12 protein-coding genes and 1 pseudogene are annotated in these 16677 nt (G+C 66.3%); 2 read left to right on the forward strand and 11 right to left on the reverse strand.

Annotation, left to right across the window (positions count from 1 at the left end):
• Positions 1-14: 14 nt before the first annotated feature.
• Positions 15-1487, forward strand: coding sequence for an aldehyde dehydrogenase family protein (locus tag L615_RS04395; RefSeq protein WP_145724255.1), 1473 nt, complete (start codon positions 15-17; stop codon positions 1485-1487).
• A gap of 783 nt (positions 1488-2270) precedes the next feature.
• Here L615_RS04395 and L615_RS04400 read toward each other — a convergent pair.
• From L615_RS04400 to L615_RS04445, 11 genes are all read right to left on the reverse strand, one after another.
• On the reverse strand, positions 2271-4223 hold the full coding sequence (locus L615_RS04400) for an FdhF/YdeP family oxidoreductase (protein WP_315897770.1): 1953 nt from the start codon (positions 4221-4223) through the stop codon (positions 2271-2273).
• Positions 4217-4585, reverse strand: coding sequence for a hypothetical protein (locus L615_RS24565; protein WP_315897771.1), 369 nt, complete (start codon positions 4583-4585; stop codon positions 4217-4219). The genes L615_RS04400 and L615_RS24565 overlap by 7 nt, the downstream gene beginning before the upstream one ends.
• Before the next feature lie 25 nt (positions 4586-4610).
• Complete coding sequence (locus L615_RS04405) at positions 4611-5300, reverse strand: MBL fold metallo-hydrolase (RefSeq protein ID WP_145724256.1); 690 nt, start codon at positions 5298-5300, stop codon at positions 4611-4613.
• Positions 5300-6412 (reverse strand): S-(hydroxymethyl)mycothiol dehydrogenase, encoded by a 1113-nt coding sequence (locus L615_RS04410; protein ID WP_145724257.1) that lies wholly within the window; start codon positions 6410-6412, stop codon positions 5300-5302. The genes L615_RS04405 and L615_RS04410 overlap by 1 nt, the downstream gene beginning before the upstream one ends.
• Before the next feature lie 76 nt (positions 6413-6488).
• Positions 6489-8513, reverse strand: a complete 2025-nt coding sequence (acs, locus tag L615_RS04415) for an acetate--CoA ligase (RefSeq protein WP_145724258.1) — start codon at positions 8511-8513, stop codon at positions 6489-6491.
• Between the two features lie 122 nt (positions 8514-8635).
• Positions 8636-9556: a pyridoxal 5'-phosphate synthase lyase subunit PdxS gene (gene pdxS, locus L615_RS04420; RefSeq protein WP_145724259.1), complete on the reverse strand. Its 921-nt coding sequence runs from the start codon at positions 9554-9556 to the stop codon at positions 8636-8638.
• Between the two features lie 229 nt (positions 9557-9785).
• Positions 9786-10133: a cupin domain-containing protein gene (locus L615_RS04425; RefSeq protein WP_145724260.1), complete on the reverse strand. Its 348-nt coding sequence runs from the start codon at positions 10131-10133 to the stop codon at positions 9786-9788.
• Positions 10134-10139: 6 nt separating this feature from the next.
• Positions 10140-11264 (reverse strand): alanine dehydrogenase, encoded by a 1125-nt coding sequence (ald, locus tag L615_RS04430; RefSeq protein WP_145724261.1) that lies wholly within the window; start codon positions 11262-11264, stop codon positions 10140-10142.
• 57 nt (positions 11265-11321) lie between these two features.
• Positions 11322-12797, reverse strand: coding sequence for a gamma-aminobutyraldehyde dehydrogenase (locus L615_RS04435; RefSeq protein ID WP_145724262.1), 1476 nt, complete (start codon positions 12795-12797; stop codon positions 11322-11324).
• An 81-nt stretch (positions 12798-12878) separates the two neighbouring features.
• Positions 12879-14282, reverse strand: a complete 1404-nt coding sequence (locus L615_RS04440) for an aspartate aminotransferase family protein (protein WP_145724263.1) — start codon at positions 14280-14282, stop codon at positions 12879-12881.
• Positions 14283-14313: 31 nt separating this feature from the next.
• Complete coding sequence (locus L615_RS04445) at positions 14314-15855, reverse strand: aminotransferase class I/II-fold pyridoxal phosphate-dependent enzyme (protein ID WP_261376553.1); 1542 nt, start codon at positions 15853-15855, stop codon at positions 14314-14316.
• 509 nt (positions 15856-16364) lie between these two features.
• Between L615_RS04445 and L615_RS24685 the strand changes: the two are divergent.
• A pseudogene (locus L615_RS24685) lies at positions 16365-16595 on the forward strand (hypothetical protein); the annotation flags it as partial.
• Between the last annotated feature and the right edge of the window lie 82 nt (positions 16596-16677).

Here is a 16677-nt window from a genome sequence, read left to right on the forward strand (position 1 = left end):
GCGATCCTGCAGGTATGAACACAAGGCTCGAGACGCCGCCTGTGACGGTTGGCGACCAGGAGATGATCGTCAACGGAGTCGGCGCACAGGCGGTAGCCGGGTGGATCGACGTGGAGAGTCCACGCGATGGCTCAATTCTGGGTCGCGTTCCGCGAGCCGGCGAGGTTGAAGTCGATGACGCGGTCCGCGCAGCCGCAGCCGCGTTCCCGAGGTGGAGGGAGAAATCTGCGCGACAGCGTGGCGACCTGCTGCGCCAGATTGCAGATGCCGTCGCACCGCACGTCGAGGAGATCGCTCGGCTCTCCTCCGCCGAAAACGGAAACGCACTCCGAACCCAGACTCGCGGCGAGGCTGCCTTCATCGTCGACGCATTCCGCTACTTCGCGGGTCTTGCGCAGGAGGCGAAGGGTGAGACCATCCCGATCCGCCCGGACGCCCTCGACTATTCACTGCGACAGCCCATCGGCGTCGTCGGCGCGATCGTGCCGTGGAACGCGCCCCTCATGCTGTCAGCCATCAAGATCGCTCCGGCCCTTGCGATGGGCAACACCATGGTCCTCAAGGTCGCGGAAGACGCCCCGTTCGCAGTTCTAAAGCTTGCGCGGATCTGTCAAGAGTTCCTGCCCCCAGGCGTGCTTAACGTCGTCACTGGCTACGGCAAGGAGGCCGGCGAAGCACTCACGTCCCATCCGGGTGTCGGCAAGCTGTCGTTCACAGGATCTACCGCGGTCGGGCGCCGTGTCATGGAGAAGGCGTCCGAGCGTCTGGTGCCCGTATCGCTCGAACTCGGCGGCAAGAGTCCGCAGGTTGTCTTCCCCGACGCGGACGAAGACTGGGTCGTCTCTGGGGTCGTCTCTGGGATGAGGTTCTTCCGCCAGGGGCAGTCGTGCACAGCCGGGTCGCGGCTGTTCGTCCATGCAGACATCTTCGAGTCGTTCACCGCCAAGCTCGTTGAGCAACTCTCCGCGTTCGTTGTCGGCGATCCGCTGGACGAGAAGACTGACATGGGCACGATCGTGAACCGGGCCCAGTTCGAGAAGGTCTGTGACTACATCCGGGAGGGAGCGGCCCAGCCCGGAGCCCGCCTGTTGGCCGGGGGCGTACCGGATGAGCGCGCAGACGGTTACTACCTCACCCCGACCGTGATCGCGGATGTCGAACCGAGCTGGCGAGTTGCTCGCGAGGAGATCTTTGGTCCCGTTGTCTGTGTCATCCCGTGGACGGATGAGGACGAGGTTGTGGCGATGGCAAACGACTCGCACTACGGCCTGGCGGCGTTCGTGTGGAGCAAGGACCTCGGGAAGGCCCTCAGGACCGCTCACCGGATTGAGGCGGGATGGGTCCAGGTCAATCAGGGTGGTGGCCAGTTTCTCGGTCAGTCCTACGGCGGGACCAAGACCAGCGGCCTCGGCCGAGAGTTCTCGCTCGAGGGCATGCTCGAGAGCTACACCGAGCGAAAGCACATCTCGGTGTCACTGAGTCAGTAACTCCAACGACGCGCCGGCCGCCGCCGCTGACTTCGCATCGGAGCGGTCCTTCGCCTGAGTCAAGAGGCGGCCGGCCGGGATTGGCCTCTCGGGTCCAAGGCTCTACGTACGGGCGCATCCGCTCCACCGCGTCCGGCGGCCACCACTAGGAACCTGTCTGTTGTCACGATTCACGATCGCCCGCACACGTCCTCAGAGGGGATGACGATGATCGACGTGAGCGCACCTGCGCCAGCCCGCACCGAGTTGACCGTCCAACGAGTCCTCACGCCAGCCGGCGATCGAACAGGAACGACACTCTCGGCCGCCGCGATCCTTCGAGCCTTTGAGGATGGGCGCCGTGAGCTTTCCCGTGCTCTTACTGGTACGTCCGGTTGTTTTGCCGGCTATGACGAACTCGAGCTGCCGGCGAGCGTCGACTGCGAAGGATCCCTGACGGTGGTTGTGCGCGCCGGAACCGTCACTCCCCGACTGCACGAGGTCTACTTCTTGGCAGTCGACGACTCCGCCTCTACGGACTTAGTCATCGGGAGGGCCCGTGGGCGAACGCTCACCCCGACATGCATGATCGGGAGTAGCAGGTAGGGCAGGCACGAGGTTTCGCCCCTTACCCGGCGCGCCTGGCCGAGGCGTCGTCGCCCAAGAGCCGTCGCCCGGCCCGTGGCCGCGACTCAGCCGGAACCCGGCGGCGGAGGGCCCGCCGGCGGCGTTGTCCACCTGGGCCGACAGAGCCCTCATAGCGCTAGAGGCTGCCCCCTGAGCTCGCGCCCCTCGCGACGGTACCTAGCGCACCTTGCCCCCGATTGCGCTCGCGCTGTTGTTTGAGCGGCCCGGATTGGCAGCAGCAGCCAGGGTGACGATGATCGACTTCGACGTCGGGGTCTTACTGCGTTCTGCGACGGACTCCAACGGCACGAGAGGGTTGGTCTCCGGGTAGTAGGCCGCGGCGCATCCCCGTGGCTGCTCGTACCCGATCACACGAAAGTCTGGCGCGGTGCGGCGGGTCCCGTCGATCCAATGACTGGTGATGTCGACGATCTGCCCCTCAGCCAGCCCAAGGGCGGCGATGTCAGCGGGGTTGACAAAGATGACTCGCCGGCCGCCCACGACTCCCCGATAGCGGTCGTTGAGTCCGTAGATGGTCGTGTTGAACTGATCGTGCGATCGGAAAGTTTGCAGGATCAGACTTCGGTCGGGGACGTTGAGCACTTCCAGCGGGCTCGACGTGAAGACGGCCTTTCCCAACTTCGTAGGGAAGGTGCGTGTATCACGTGGCGGATGCGGCATGACAAAGCCGCCGGGCCTATCAGTCTTGGCGCAATAGGCTTCTGCGCCAGGGACTACCCGTTCGATCCGTCTACGAATCTCCGCGTAGTCCTGACGGAAGTGCTGCCACGGGATGTCGGGGCCGTCAGCGAGAGCTGCTTCCGCGATCGAGCAGACGATGTCAACCTCGGACTTCAGCAAGTCCGATGCGGGTGCGAGTGGGCCCCGCGACGCGTGGACCACAGACATGGAGTCCTCAACAGTCACTCGTTGCTCCCATCCGCCCGTGGTGTCACGCTCGCTTCGTCCCAAGGCAGGGAGAATGAGCGCCGTTCGTCCCGTAACAACGTGGGAGCGGTTGAGCTTGGTCGAGACGTGAACGGTAAGTCCGACGCTACTCATCGCGAGCTCGGTGACCTCGGTGTCGGGCGCGGCTGACACGAAGTTGCCGCCCATACCGATGAACACATCTACGCGGTTGTCGCGCATCGCCTCGATCGCCGCAACGACGTCGTACCCGTGATGGCGCGGCGGGTTGAAGTGGAACTCGTCGCGCAGAGCGTCGAGAAAGGTGCTCGGAGGCTTCTCCCAAATGCCCATCGTTCGATCGCCTTGGACGTTGGAGTGTCCTCTCACCGGACAAAGACCGGCGCCCGGCCGACCAATATTCCCTTGCAGTAGCGCGACGTTGACGATCTCCTTCACGATCGCGACGGAGTTGCGGTGCTGGGTGATTCCCATCGCCCAGCAGATCACTGTCGACTTAGCAGTCTTGAAGAAGGTCGCAGCTTCGTCGATCTGACACATGCTGAGACCTGAGGCAGCTTGGATCAGCGACCAGTCGATCTTGGCCAGATGCTCGCGATACTCGTCGAATCCGGTTGTGTGGCGCGAGATGAAGTCTCGGTCGATCGCATCCCACTGCACGAGCCGAGCCGCAATGCCCTGGAACAAGGCCAGGTCACCGTTGATCCGCACGGGTACGTGAAGATCGGCGAGGGCGGTGCCATGGCCGGCCATCCCGCGAGCACGCTGCGGGTTTTTGAATCGGACCAGGCCAGCTTCGCGCAGAGGATTGATCGCGATGATCCGAGCACCGTTATCCTTCGCCTGCTCGAGTGCGCTCAGCATGCGGGGATGGTTCGTTCCAGGATTCTGACCAGCGACGACAATGAGTTCGGCCTCGTGGATGTCCTCAAGCGACACAGAGCCTTTGCCGATGCCGATCGATTCAGCCAACCCCACCGAAGTCGATTCGTGACACATGTTGGAGCAGTCAGGCAGATTGTTCGTCCCGAGTGCGCGCGCGAAGAGTTGGTATGCGAATGCGGCTTCGTTGCTTGTCTTTCCGGAGGTGTAGAAGACTGCATGGTCGGGCGAGGCCATCTTCTGGAGATGGCCTCCGATGATGGAGAACGCTTCGTCCCAGGAGACCGGCTGGTAATGGGTGCCACCGGCACGCCTCACCATCGCTCAGTCAGCCGGCCCTGTCGTCCCAGCCAGTAGTCGGTCTTGCTCTCGAGGACCTCAACGGGGTGAGAAGCGAAGAACTCACGCGTCACGCGTTGCTTCGTCGCCTCCTCGGTGACCGCCTTGGCGCCGTTCTCACAGAACTCACCTGAATGGCGATGCTCTGGGTCCGGCCAAGCGCAGCCTTGGCAGTCAAAGCCTCCTTTCTGGTTGACCTGTGTCAGGGTGCGCGCCGCCCGCATGAGACCCATGTCACGTACGGCCCCAGTGAGGGCGATAGTGACCGCTTTCAACCCAGCGGCGTGATCTTGGGGGTTTCGGACTTTCAGCGCCGGCTCAGGGTTGTGGTCGGAGTCCGTCACGGCGCGACTGGGGTCCAGGACGTCGTCATGGGACGACTTCCTCACCGGGGAGGCGGTGGCGCATGCGTTCCCTGATGGTCTCGGCAGCCAGGAGTGCTCGCTCTTGAGCGATTGTGGTGTCGTCGCCGTGGCCGGTGTGGACCACCGTGTCCGCGGGGAGGGTGAACAGTCTTGTCCGGATGGACTCGTTGAGGACGCTGGCGTCGGAGAAGGAGCGGCCGGTCGCCCCTGGACCGCCGTTGAAGAGGGTGTCGCCGGTGAAGATGCAGCCGAGGTCGGCCGCGTAGAGGCAGACCGCACCCGGTGCGTGGCCCGGGGTGTGGATCACCTCGAGCGACGTACCTCCGACCTCGATAGTGAGTCCCCCGTCTAGGTCGACGTCCCACTTCTGGTCTGGGTGAGTGAGGTTCCACAAGGGTTCGTCGTCGGGGTGCAGCATGATCGGCGCGCCCGCTCCCCCGTTGGCTCGTCGGCGGAGGTCGGGTGCCACGCGGACGTGGTCGTCATGGGCGTGGGTGCACACGATCGCCTTGAGTCTGCGGTCGCCGACGACCGCAAGGATGGCCTCGACGTCGTGGGGGGCGTCGATCACGACGCACTCGGTGTCGTCGCCGACAACCCAGACGTTGTTGTCGACGTAGAAGGTCTCCCCGTCGAGGCTAAAGGTCCCGAAGGTCGTCTCGTGATCAACTCGTGTAGGTCCATGGTGGGTCATCAGATGATCACCACCGAGCGCAGCACGTCGCCGTGGTGCATCTTCTCGAACGCCGCCTCGATGTCGCCGATGCCGATCTCCTCGGTCACGAACGCGTCCAGGTCGAGCCGGCCCTGCTGGTAGAGGTCGACCAACATCGGGAAGTCGCGCGTGGGCAGGCAGTCGCCGTACCAGCTGGACTTCAGCGACCCGCCGCGGCCGAACACGTCGATCAGCGGGATGTCCGGGACCTTCATGTCCGGGGTCGGTACGCCGACCAGCACGACCGTGCCGGCCAGGTCACGGGCGTAGAACGCCTGTTGCCAGGTCTCGGGCCGGCCGACCGCCTCGACGACCACGTCGGCACCGTCCGCGCCGACGAAGAATTTCCCGCAGATCTCCTTGATCCGCGCCACGGCGTCCTCCTTCGAGGAGTCGACCGTGTGGGTGGCGCCCATGCTCTTCGCGGTCTCGAGCTTCTTGGGGTCGATGTCGACCGCGATGATCGGGGACGCGCCGACCAGCGCGGAGCCGGCGATCGCGGCGACGCCCACGCCACCGCAGCCGATGACCGCGACCGACTTGCCGCGCGAGACCTCGCCGGTGTTGATCGCCGCGCCGATGCCGGCCATCACGCCACAGCCCAGCAGGCCCACGGCCGCCGGGCGGGCCGACGGGTCGACCTTCGTGCACTGCCCGGCCGCGACCAGCGTCTTCTCCGCGAACGCGCCGATGCCCAGCGCCGGCGACAGCTCGGTGCCGGCATCCGGACCCTCAGCCAGCGTCATCTTCTGGGTCGCGTTGTGGGTGTTGAAGCAGTACTGCAGCTCGCCGCGCTTGCAGGCACGGCACTCACCGCACACCGCGCGCCAGTTCAGCACCACGAAGTCGCCCGGCGCGACACCGGTGACGTTCTCGCCGACGGCCTCCACGATGCCCGCGGCCTCGTGGCCCAGCAGGAACGGGAAGTCGTCGTTGATCCCACCCTCGCGGTAGTGCAGGTCGGTGTGGCACACCCCGCACGCCTGCACCCTCACCAACGCCTCCCCCGGCCCCGGGTCCGGCACGTTGATCGTCACGACTTCGATGGGTTGACCCTTGCCTCGGGCGACCACGCCCTTCACCTGATGCATCAATGCCTCTTTCGCGATGTAGTCCAGTTCGGCGGCCCGCTTTGGGCGCGCAGTGAGTAACGGAGCTCGACGGGATTCAGTCCTCGCCCTTGCCGGAGTCGATGCCCTGACTGATAAGGTCCATGACGGAGGAGTCGGCGAGGGTGGTGACGTCGCCGACCTCGCGGTGCTCGGCGACGTCGCGCAGCAGGCGGCGCATGATCTTGCCCGAGCGGGTCTTCGGGAGCTCCGGGACGATCATGATCTGCCGCGGGGTGGCGATCGGGCCGATCTCCTTGCGGACGTGCTGGCGCAGCTCGGAGACGATGTCGCTCTGCTCATCACTGGCGCCGTCGACCAGTGCACTCTCGCGGAGGATGACGAACGCGCAGACGGCCTGGCCGGTGTCCTCGTCCTTGGCGCCGACGACGGCGGCCTCGGCGACCTTGGGGTGGGAGACCAGCGCGGACTCGATCTCGGTGGTCGAGAGCCGGTGGCCCGAGACGTTCATGACGTCGTCGACGCGGCCGAGGACCCAGATGTCGCCGTCGTCGTCCTTCTTCGCGCCGTCGCCGGCGAAGTAGAACCCTTCCTTGGCGAACCGCGACCAGTAGGTGTCCTTGAACCGCTCGTCGTCACCCCAGATGGTGCGCAGCATCGAGGGCCACGGCTCGGTGAGCACGAGGTAGCCACCCGAGCCGTTCGGGACCGGCTCGCCGTCCTCGTTGACGACCTCGGCCGCGACCCCGGGGATCGGGGTCATCGCCGATCCCGGCTTGCCGGCGGTCACGCCCGGCAGCGGGCTGATCATGATCATCCCGGTCTCGGTCTGCCACCAGGTGTCCACGACCGGGGTGCGGTCGCCGCCGATGACGTGGCGGTACCAGACGTACGCCTCGGGGTTGATCGGCTCGCCGACCGACCCGAGGATCCGCAGCGAGGACATGTCGTAGCGGTCGGGGATCTCGCGGCCCTGCTTCATGAACGACCGGATCGCGGTGGGGGCGGTGTAGAAGATCGTGACCTTGTAGTCCTCGATGATCTTCCACCAGCGGCCGCGCTCGGGGGAGTCGGGCGTGCCCTCGTACATCACCTGCGTCGCGCCGTTGGCGAGCGGGCCGTAGACCATGTAGGAGTGCCCGGTGACCCAGCCGATGTCGGCCGAGCACCAGTAGACGTCCGTCTCCGGCTTGAGGTCGAAGACCGCCCAGTGCGTGTACGACGTGCCGACCAGGTAGCCGCCCGTGGTGTGCAGGATGCCCTTCGGCTTGCCGGTCGTGCCCGAGGTGTACATGACGTACAGCGGGTGCTCGGCGTCGAACGCCTCCGGCGTGTGCTCGGCCGACGCAGAGTCGACCACGTCGTGCCACCACACGTCGACCGCGTCGTCCCACCCGTCCTCACCCAGGTCCTGACCGGTACGCCGGACCACCAGCACCTTCTCCACGACGTGCCCGTTCTGGGCCGTCTTCGTCCGGGCCTCGTCGACGGCCGGCTTCAGCGCCGACGCCGAGCCACGGCGGGGGCCGCCGCCGGAGGTGACGACCACCTTCGCCTGGCAGTCCTCGAGCCGGGACGCGAGCGCGTCGGCGGAGAACCCACCGAACACCACCGTGTGCGGGGCGCCGATGCGCGCACAGGCCAGCATCGCGACGACCGCCTCGGGGATCATCGGCAGGTAGATCGCGACCCGGTCCCCCGCACCGACGCCGAGCTCGGTCAGCGCGTTCGCGGCCTTGGACACCTCGTCCTTGAGCTGGGCGTAGGTGATGTCCCGGGAGTCGGCCACCCCCTCCTCGGACACGGGCTCGCCGACCCAGTGCAGCGCGACCTTGTCGCCGCGGCCGGCCTCGACGTGCCGGTCCACGCAGTTGTACGCCGCGTTGAGCTTCCCGCCGACGTACCACTTGGCGAACGGCGGGTCGTCCCAGTCCAGGACGCGGTCCCACTTCGTGTCCCAGTCCAGCCGCTCGGCCTGCTCGGCCCAGAACGCCTCGCGGTCCTGCCGCGCCCGGCCGTAGGCCTCGGCCTCGAGGTTCGCCTGCTCCGCGATCTCGGCCGGCGGCTCGAACCGACGGTCCTCTCTCAGAAGGCTTGACAGCGTCCGTTCACTGCTGGTCACTGGGTTCTCCTTTGGACATCGAAGTCCGAAGACTGCGCAATTTGTGCGCTGCTCCTGCGGTTCAGGGGCTCGAGCGGGAAGGCTCCGTCGGCGCGGGGGCCGGTCTCGTCGGCAGCGGGCGTTCACCAGCCGCGCTCGGCGAGGCGGTGCGGCTGCGGGATCTCCTCGACGTTGATGCCGACCATGGCCTCACCGAGACCGCGCGAGACCTTGGCGACCACGTCGGGGTCGTCGTGGAACGTCGTGGCCTTCACGATCGCCTCGGCCCGCTGCGCCGGGTTGCCGGACTTGAAGATGCCCGAGCCCACGAAGACGCCCTCGGCGCCGAGCTGCATCATCATCGCCGCGTCGGCCGGCGCCGCGATGCCGCCCGCGGTGAACAGCACGACCGGCAGCTTGCCGCTCTCCGCGACCTCCTTGACCAGGTCGTACGGCGCCTGCAGCTCCTTCGCGGCCACGAACAACTCGTCCCCCTCGAGCGCGCCGAGCCGGCGGATCTCCCGGCGGATCGTGCGCATGTGGGTGACGGCGTTCGACACGTCACCGGTGCCGGCCTCGCCCTTGGAGCGGATCATCGCCGCGCCCTCGGTGATGCGGCGCAGGGCCTCGCCCAGGTTGGTCGCGCCGCACACGAACGGCACCGTGAACGCCCACTTGTCGATGTGGTTCTCGTAGTCGGCCGGGGTGAGCACCTCGGACTCGTCGATGTAGTCCACACCCAGCGACTGCAGGACCTGCGCCTCGGCGAAATGCCCGATCCGGGCCTTGGCCATCACCGGGATCGAGACGGCCTCGATGATGCCGTCGATCATGTCCGGGTCGCTCATCCGCGAGACCCCGCCCTGGGCGCGGATGTCGGCCGGCACGCGCTCGAGCGCCATGACCGCGACCGCGCCGGCGTCCTCGGCGATCTTCGCCTGCTCGGGCGTGACGACGTCCATGATGACGCCGCCCTTGAGCATCTCCGCCATGCCGCGCTTGACCCGAGTGGTGCCAACCGCAGCGTCGTCGCCTTGCGTGCGCAACTCGCTCGAGCTTGTCATTGACCTTCTCCTATGGCTTTCTTGGACGCGGTCTGCCGGTCCGGTTGTTGTTCCAAGGTGTCGTCGCGAGCGAGCGGATCGCGATGGTTGATGCGGTCCGATCCGCAAGCTGCGGCGGCGGTCCAGCTTGTATCTCCAAGGCGTGCGTGCTGCTCACTAACCAAGACCCGGCCTAGCGCTGCGAAGGGTGCGCCTAGGTAGGGGCTTCTATCCGCCTGGTCCCTCCAGATCAGCGGCTGGTGACAATCAGCGCTCGGAGAGTGACCAAGACAGTCCACTCGGTCCGGTCACCTGCGTGCACCCGGAGACACACGCCCGGCCCGAGCTCGATGCGTTCGCCGTCCTCGAAGCTGACCGTGCCCGCACCGGATAGGATCAACAAACACTCGTCGTTCTCGATGTCAGAGACAACGCCGTCGGTCATCTCCCAGACCGATACCCCAGCCCCGCCGAGATCGGCAAGCAGGGCCGCCCGTGCGGTAGGCCAGCCCCCGTCGACCCAGATGCCGGGGTGACTTTCCTCGGTGAGCGCCACCGAAAACGCGTCAGTTGTCAGAACGCGGGGCTGCGCGGCCATGGCCGATCACCCCAGGACCGAGTCGAGTGTGACCGCGTCGATGCCGACGGCCTCGCCGACCGGACCGTTGGTCAGCTGCCCAGCGTGCGTGTTCAAGCCCAGCGCCAGTGACCGGTCGTCGCGGCAGGCCTGAGCCCAGCCCTTGTCGGCCAGCGCGACCGCGTACGGCATGGTCGCGTTCGTGAGCGCGTAGGTGCTGGTGTTCGGCACCGCGCCGGGCATGTTCGCCACGCAGTAGAAGATCGAGTCGTGGACCTCGTAGGTCGGGTCCGCGTGCGTCGTGGCGTGCGTGTCCTCGAAGCAGCCGCCCTGGTCCACGGCGATGTCGACGAGCACCGAACCGGGCTTCATCCGCGACACCAGGTCGTTCGACACCAGCTTCGGCGCGGCGGCGCCCGGGATCAGCACCGCGCCGATCACCATGTCGGCCTCCATCACCTGCTGCTCGATCGCCAGCTTGCTCGACGCCAGCCCGTGGACCCGGTTGTTGTAGCGCCAGAACGACATCCGCAGCTTGTCCAGGTCGGTGTCCAGCAGCGTGACGTCCGCGCCCATGCCCAGCGCGATGTTCGCCGCGTTCTGCCCGGACACGCCCGCGCCGATGATCACGACCTTCGCGTTCGCGACGCCGCCCACGCCGCCCATCAGCACGCCGCGACCGCCCTGCGCCTTCATCAGCGAGTACGCACCCACCTGCGGCGCCAGGCAGCCGGCCACCTCCGACATCGGGTACAGCAGAGGCAGCCCACCCGAGGGCAGCTGCACCGTCTCGTAGGCGATGCCGGTGACACCGCGCCGCAGCAGCTCCTCGGTCAGCGGCTTGTCCGCCGCCAGGTGCAGGTAGGTGAACAGCGTCAGGCCCTCCCGCATCCGGCCGTACTCCTCCGCGACCGGCTCCTTGACCTTGAGCACCATGTCGACGCCGCCGTCAGTGCCCCACGCCTCCTCGGCCGTGGCGACGACCTTCGCCCCCGCGCCGGCGTACTCCTCGTCGAGGATCTGGGACCCGACACCGGCGCCGGTCTCGATGACGACCTCGTGACCGTGCGCCACGAGCTCGTTCACGCCGATCGGCGTGATCGCGACCCGGTACTCGTGGTTCTTGACTTCCTTCGGCACACCAATGCGCATCTCAACACTGCTTTCTTTGGGTTGGGCTAGACCATGACGAGCGAGTCGTGGATCGACTCAGTTCCCCAGCACGATGGGGTGCCACGGCCTGGTCGATGAGCCGGTGGCGTCGTACATGACGTGCTTGATCTGGGTGTACTCGTCGAGTACGTACTGGCTCATGTCTTTGCCGTAGCCGGAGCCCTTGTAGCCCCCGTGGGGCATTTCGCTGATGATCGGAATGTGGTCGTTGATCCACACGGCGCCTGCTTCGATCTCGCGTGTTGCTCGGAGGGCCCGATAGACGTTGCGCGTCCAGGCCGAGCTTGCGAGACCGTACGGGGTGTCGTTGGCGAGCGCGAACGCCTCGTCGTCAGCATCGAAGGGCAGCGCTGCGAGCACCGGTCCGAACACTTCTTCCTGCATGATGTTGGACTTCTGGTCCGCATCGACGATCAGCGTGGGCTCGAAGTAGCTGCCTGCCGCCAAGCCCCCGCCCGGCGCCTTCCCGCCGGTCAGCACCTTGCCGCCGTCCTGGACGGCCTGCTGCACCTTCCGCGTGACGCGGTCACGGTGCTCCATGCTGATCAGCGGCCCTTGGTCCGTCGAAAGGTCGTCAGTGGGCCCGAGCTTCATGCTGCTCATCAGGTCAGCCACGCCAGCTACGAAATCGGCGTAGAGGGGTCGCTGGATGTAGGCGCGAGTCGCGGCGGTGCAGTCCTGGCCGGAGTTGATGAGGGCGGCGGCGACAGCACCATGAATGGCAGCGTCGAGGTCCGCGTCGTCGAATACGACGAAAGGCGCTTTGCCGCCGAGCTCGAGGTGCACTCGCTTCACGGTCTGGGCAGCAGTCGCGGCAATGCTCTTGCCAACGGCGGTGGAACCGGTGAACGAAACCATCCGGACGTCGGGGTGTCCGACGAGGTACTCACCGACGTCTCGGCCGGTGCCTGTCACGACGTTCAGCACCCCAGACGGCAGTCCTGCCTCTGCCGCGGCGTCAGCCAGCATGAGCGTCGTGAGTGGGGTGAGCTCTGATGGCTTCAGCACGATCGTGTTGCCCGCAGCGATCGCTGGCAACACCTTCCAGACTGCCATCTGGAACGGGTAGTTCCAGGGTGCGATCGAGCCGATTACGCCGATCGCCTCGCGGCGGATCGAGCTGGTGTGGTCGGGGCTGTACTCCCCCGTTGCCTTGCCCTCCAGCGTGCGGGCTGCGCCTGCGAAGAAGTTGACGTTGTCGATGGACCCGGGAACGTCGAACTCCTGGACGAGGCGAATCGGCTTTCCAGCATTCGCACTCTCAGCCTTCATGAGCTCTTCAGCACGCTCGTCCAGGACGGCAGAAAGCCGGAGCAGGATCGCCGAACGTTCGGCTGGGGTCGTCCGCGACCAGCCTGGGAACGACCTGCGTGCGGCAGCCACGGCATGGTCGACGTCTTCGACGGATGCCAACCGAATTGTCTCGATCGTGCGACCGGTCGAGGGATCCAGGATGGGCATGTCGTTCCCGGAGCTGCCTTCGCGGCGCTCACCGTCGATGAACTGGTGCACTTCGGACTCCTTGGACTGTAGTTCAGAGAGTGGTCACCTTGACCAGGGAGCCGGCGATCTGATCCCCGGCGTGGGCTCGGCCTAGAGGAGGCTCCATGCCTCCGTGAGCACGCCTCGGAGGATCGACTCGATCTCGTCGAACTCGGGCTGGCCGATGATCAGAGGCGGCGCGAGCTGGATGACCGGGTCCCCTCGGTCGTCTGCGCGGCAGTAGAGGCCGGCTTCGAACAGTGCGCGGGACATGAATCCGCGCAAGAGCCGCTCGGACTCGTCCGCGTCGAAGGTGAGCTTGGTGCTCTTGTCCTTCACGAGTTCGATTCCGTAGAAGTAGCCGTCACCGCGCACGTCGCCGACGATGGGCAGGTCGTGCAGCCGCTCGAGCGTCGCACGGAAGGCGCCCTCGTTCTTCAGGACGTGCTCGTTCAGACCTTCGCGTTCGATGATGTCGAGGTTCGCCATGGCTACTGCCGAGGAGACCGGGTGCCCGCCGAAGGTGTAACCGTGCGGGAAGTAGTTGGTCCCTGTGGTGAACGGCTCCGCGATTCGCTCGCTGACAAGACATGCGCCCAGTGGCGCGTACCCGCTCGTAAGCCCCTTGGCGCAGGTGATCATGTCGGGCTGGAAGCCGAACTTGTCTGCCGCGAACATCGTGCCGAGCCGACCGAAGGCGCAGATGACCTCGTCGGAGACCAGGAGGACGTCGTGGCGGTCGCAGATCTCACGAACGCGCGCGAAGTAGCCGGGCGGGGGCGGGAAGCACCCTCCGGAATTCTGCACCGGCTCCAGGAAGACGCAGGCGACCGTGTCCGGCCCCTCCATCTCGATGGCGAGCTCAATCTGGTCGGCAGCCCAACGCCCGAAGGCTTCGGGGTCGTCGCCGTGCTCCGGCGCCCGGTAGAAGTTCGTGTTGGGGACCTTGAGCGCTCCAGGAACGAGCGGTTCGAAGTCCTTCTTGGCGTCGGGGATCCCCGTGATCGAGAGAGCGCCCTGCGTGGTTCCGTGATAGGCGACAGCTCGGCTGATCACCTTCGTCTTGAGCGGCTTGCCGACGAGCTTGAAGTACTGCTTGGCAAGCTTCCATGCCGTCTCAACCGCTTCGCCACCGCCGGAGGTAAAGAAGACCCGGTTGAGGTCGCCCGGTGCGTACTCGGCGAGGCGGTCCGCAAGCTCGATCGCCCTCGGGTGAGCGTAGGACCACAGGGGGAAGTAGGCGAGTTCCGTCGACTGCTTGTGGGCTGCGTCTGCGAGCTCGACCCGGCCGTGACCGACCTGGACTACGAACAGTCCGGCAAGACCATCAAGGTAGGTCCGACCGTTGGCGTCGGTGATCCGTGCGCCTTCGCCCCGAACGATCGTCGGGACCGGGTTGTCCGCGTACGAGGACAGGCGCGTGAAGTGCATCCAGAGGTGCTCGTAGGCCGTTGCGCTCAGCTGAGCGGCGTCGTGCTCGACACCGGCTCCCCAGAGCGTGGGAGTTGTGGTCATGTTTTCCTCGAATCCGGTAGTGGACGAGTGGTTATGCGCAACTGGCGACGTCGCGCACGACCTGGAAGGTCGCGAGCGTCGGATCGGATGCGTATGCGATGCGGACGCCGTTGGTCTGGGCGGTGTGGAGCGCGTCCAGCACCTCCCTGCTGATTACCTCGCCCGGAACTACGACAGGCACACCGGGCGGGTACGGGCAGATCACTTCGGCAGCAATGCGATTCAGCACGGACTCGGCCGGGACGGTCTCGTGCGGCGCGAAGAACGCCTCGCGGGGCGTCATGGCAGCGACGGGGATCCGCGACCGCCAGCTGCCCGCGACGGTGATGTCTCTGGGCGGCGCGGCGTCGAGCTTCTCGGCGATCCGGATGAGTTCGGTGCAGAGTCGGTCCACCGTCGACTCGTCGTCGGCGATCGTGATGATTGGGATGATCGCATCGCGATCGGCCATCTCGAGTGGCAGGCCGGCGGCGATCATCTCCTTTTCGATCTCGTTGCCGGACAGTCCGGTTCCGGCCAGAAGGATGACCAGCTTGGCTGGGTCAAACCGTCCAGGACCGAAGTCGGAGGGCTCGACAATCACCGCGTCCTTAAACGGCGCCGCGGCACGCAGCCGGGTGCGCGCGCCAGCGACGACGCCCAGGAGGTCGTCGAGCAGACGCGTGCAAAGTTCTGAACCGAGGAGCACTCGACCCGCGTCGGTACTCGCGAGAATGGACCCCGCTGCGCTGGTGGTCGCTGATGCGTCGAACGCGCGCTCTAGCCGATCAGGGTCCAGTCGCTCGGTCTTGGCCACGATGATCGAGCCCTGGCTGTAGACGGGGAGCGTCTTGTGACCGCTGATCACGAAGGCGTCAGCACCAGCAGCGATGGCGTGCTTCGGATAGGCCGGGTGGGAGCCGAAGTGCGCGCCCCACGCCTGGTCCACCAGCACCGGCATGTCAGCCTGGTGAGCGAGCTCGACAGCGGCTGGCAGGTCAGAGAGCGAGCCCACGTAGCTGGACTCGGTCAGGAACACGCCGACAGCGTCGGGGTTCGCCTCGATCGCCGCCGCCAACTCGTGCATGTCAACGCCTGCGGGCAGACCAGTAGCCTCGTCAACCGCGGCAGGGACCCACACCGGAACAAGGCCGGCGAGGATCAGACCCAGCAAGGTGCTCCGATGCGCTGTGCGCGAGACGATCACGCGGTCTCCGTGCTGTCCCACGGCCAGCGCGAGGGTCTGGTTGCCATGGGTCGAGCCCCCGGTCGAGTATCGGCACCAGTCCGCTCCGAACTGCGCCGCTGCCTCGGCCTCGGACTGCGCCAGGAAGGCATACGCGTCCTTGAAGGGAGCAATGCCCCCCAGTAGAGGGACGTCGCCCGCATTGACGCGACCCATGTCGACCCAAATTCTGCCCGAGCGCTGTTTGTGTCCCGGAATGGTGAAGGGCGACCCGGGCGCGTCTACGAAGCGAACCCAGGCGTCGAGGACGGGAGAATGCAGATCAGACGCCGGCATGCTGCTCGTCTCGCGCGGCACTGAGGCAACTTCGTCCTCCGTGCGGCCTACGGCAGTCAGGTTTTCGCTCACGGATTCCCCTTTGGGACTCGAAACTCTTGGTCGCTCGCCGCCTTGAGGCCTGTGCGTGCGCGGCGCTCGGGCTCGCATATAGCCATGGCGGCGCCAATCATCATACGTATGACACCTGATCATTGCAATGCCCTTCCGCGACCATCTAACGGTCGCACTGCTCATCCCCGCGCCTGCGCCAACGGCGGCATTCATCTGCTGCATGGGCCGCTGCTCGAGCGGATCCCCGGCGGGGCGAAGCGCCACCTGTCCGCCGCGTAGGCCAAACGCTGCTCGCTCAGTCGGCAGGACTTGATGCCGGATTGCTACTGAGCTGGTCGCAGATCTGTAGCGAATCCATGCCCAGAAGAAGGCCGCGAACACGAAACTCACCGAGGTCGTGAAGGAGACGGGACAAGCCTGCTGGATCAGCACGACATCGGGCCCACCCGCGCCGCGGCTGGCGGTCGAGGTCGGCGACCTCACCCGGTTCCCGAACAAGGCGCACCTCGCGGCCTGGCACCGCACCACGCGTTGCCTCCTCCTGCGACCAGGTCCGGCACCGGCCGTCCCGCAGAGGCAACCGCCAAATCAACTCGGTCCTGCGCACCATGGCCCGCTACAGCTACGCCGTCCCACCGAGGGCCGGGCACACTACGACCGCAAGAAGGCCGACGGAAAGGCGCACATGGAAGTCACGGGCGGGTGCCGCTCCGCCCGCATTTCGTTCCTTTGCCAGCAACAGCGGGTCATCTACGTGAACCCCGTCATACGAGTAGGCAGCCGCTGTCTCGCGCACGAGCTTGGGGAGTGCGTCAAGGGTACGGATCACGGTGCTGCGGG

The sequence above is a fragment of the Nocardioides sp. J9 genome, assembly GCF_007829375.1.
In the GTDB taxonomy this organism is placed as follows: domain Bacteria; phylum Actinomycetota; class Actinomycetes; order Propionibacteriales; family Nocardioidaceae; genus Nocardioides.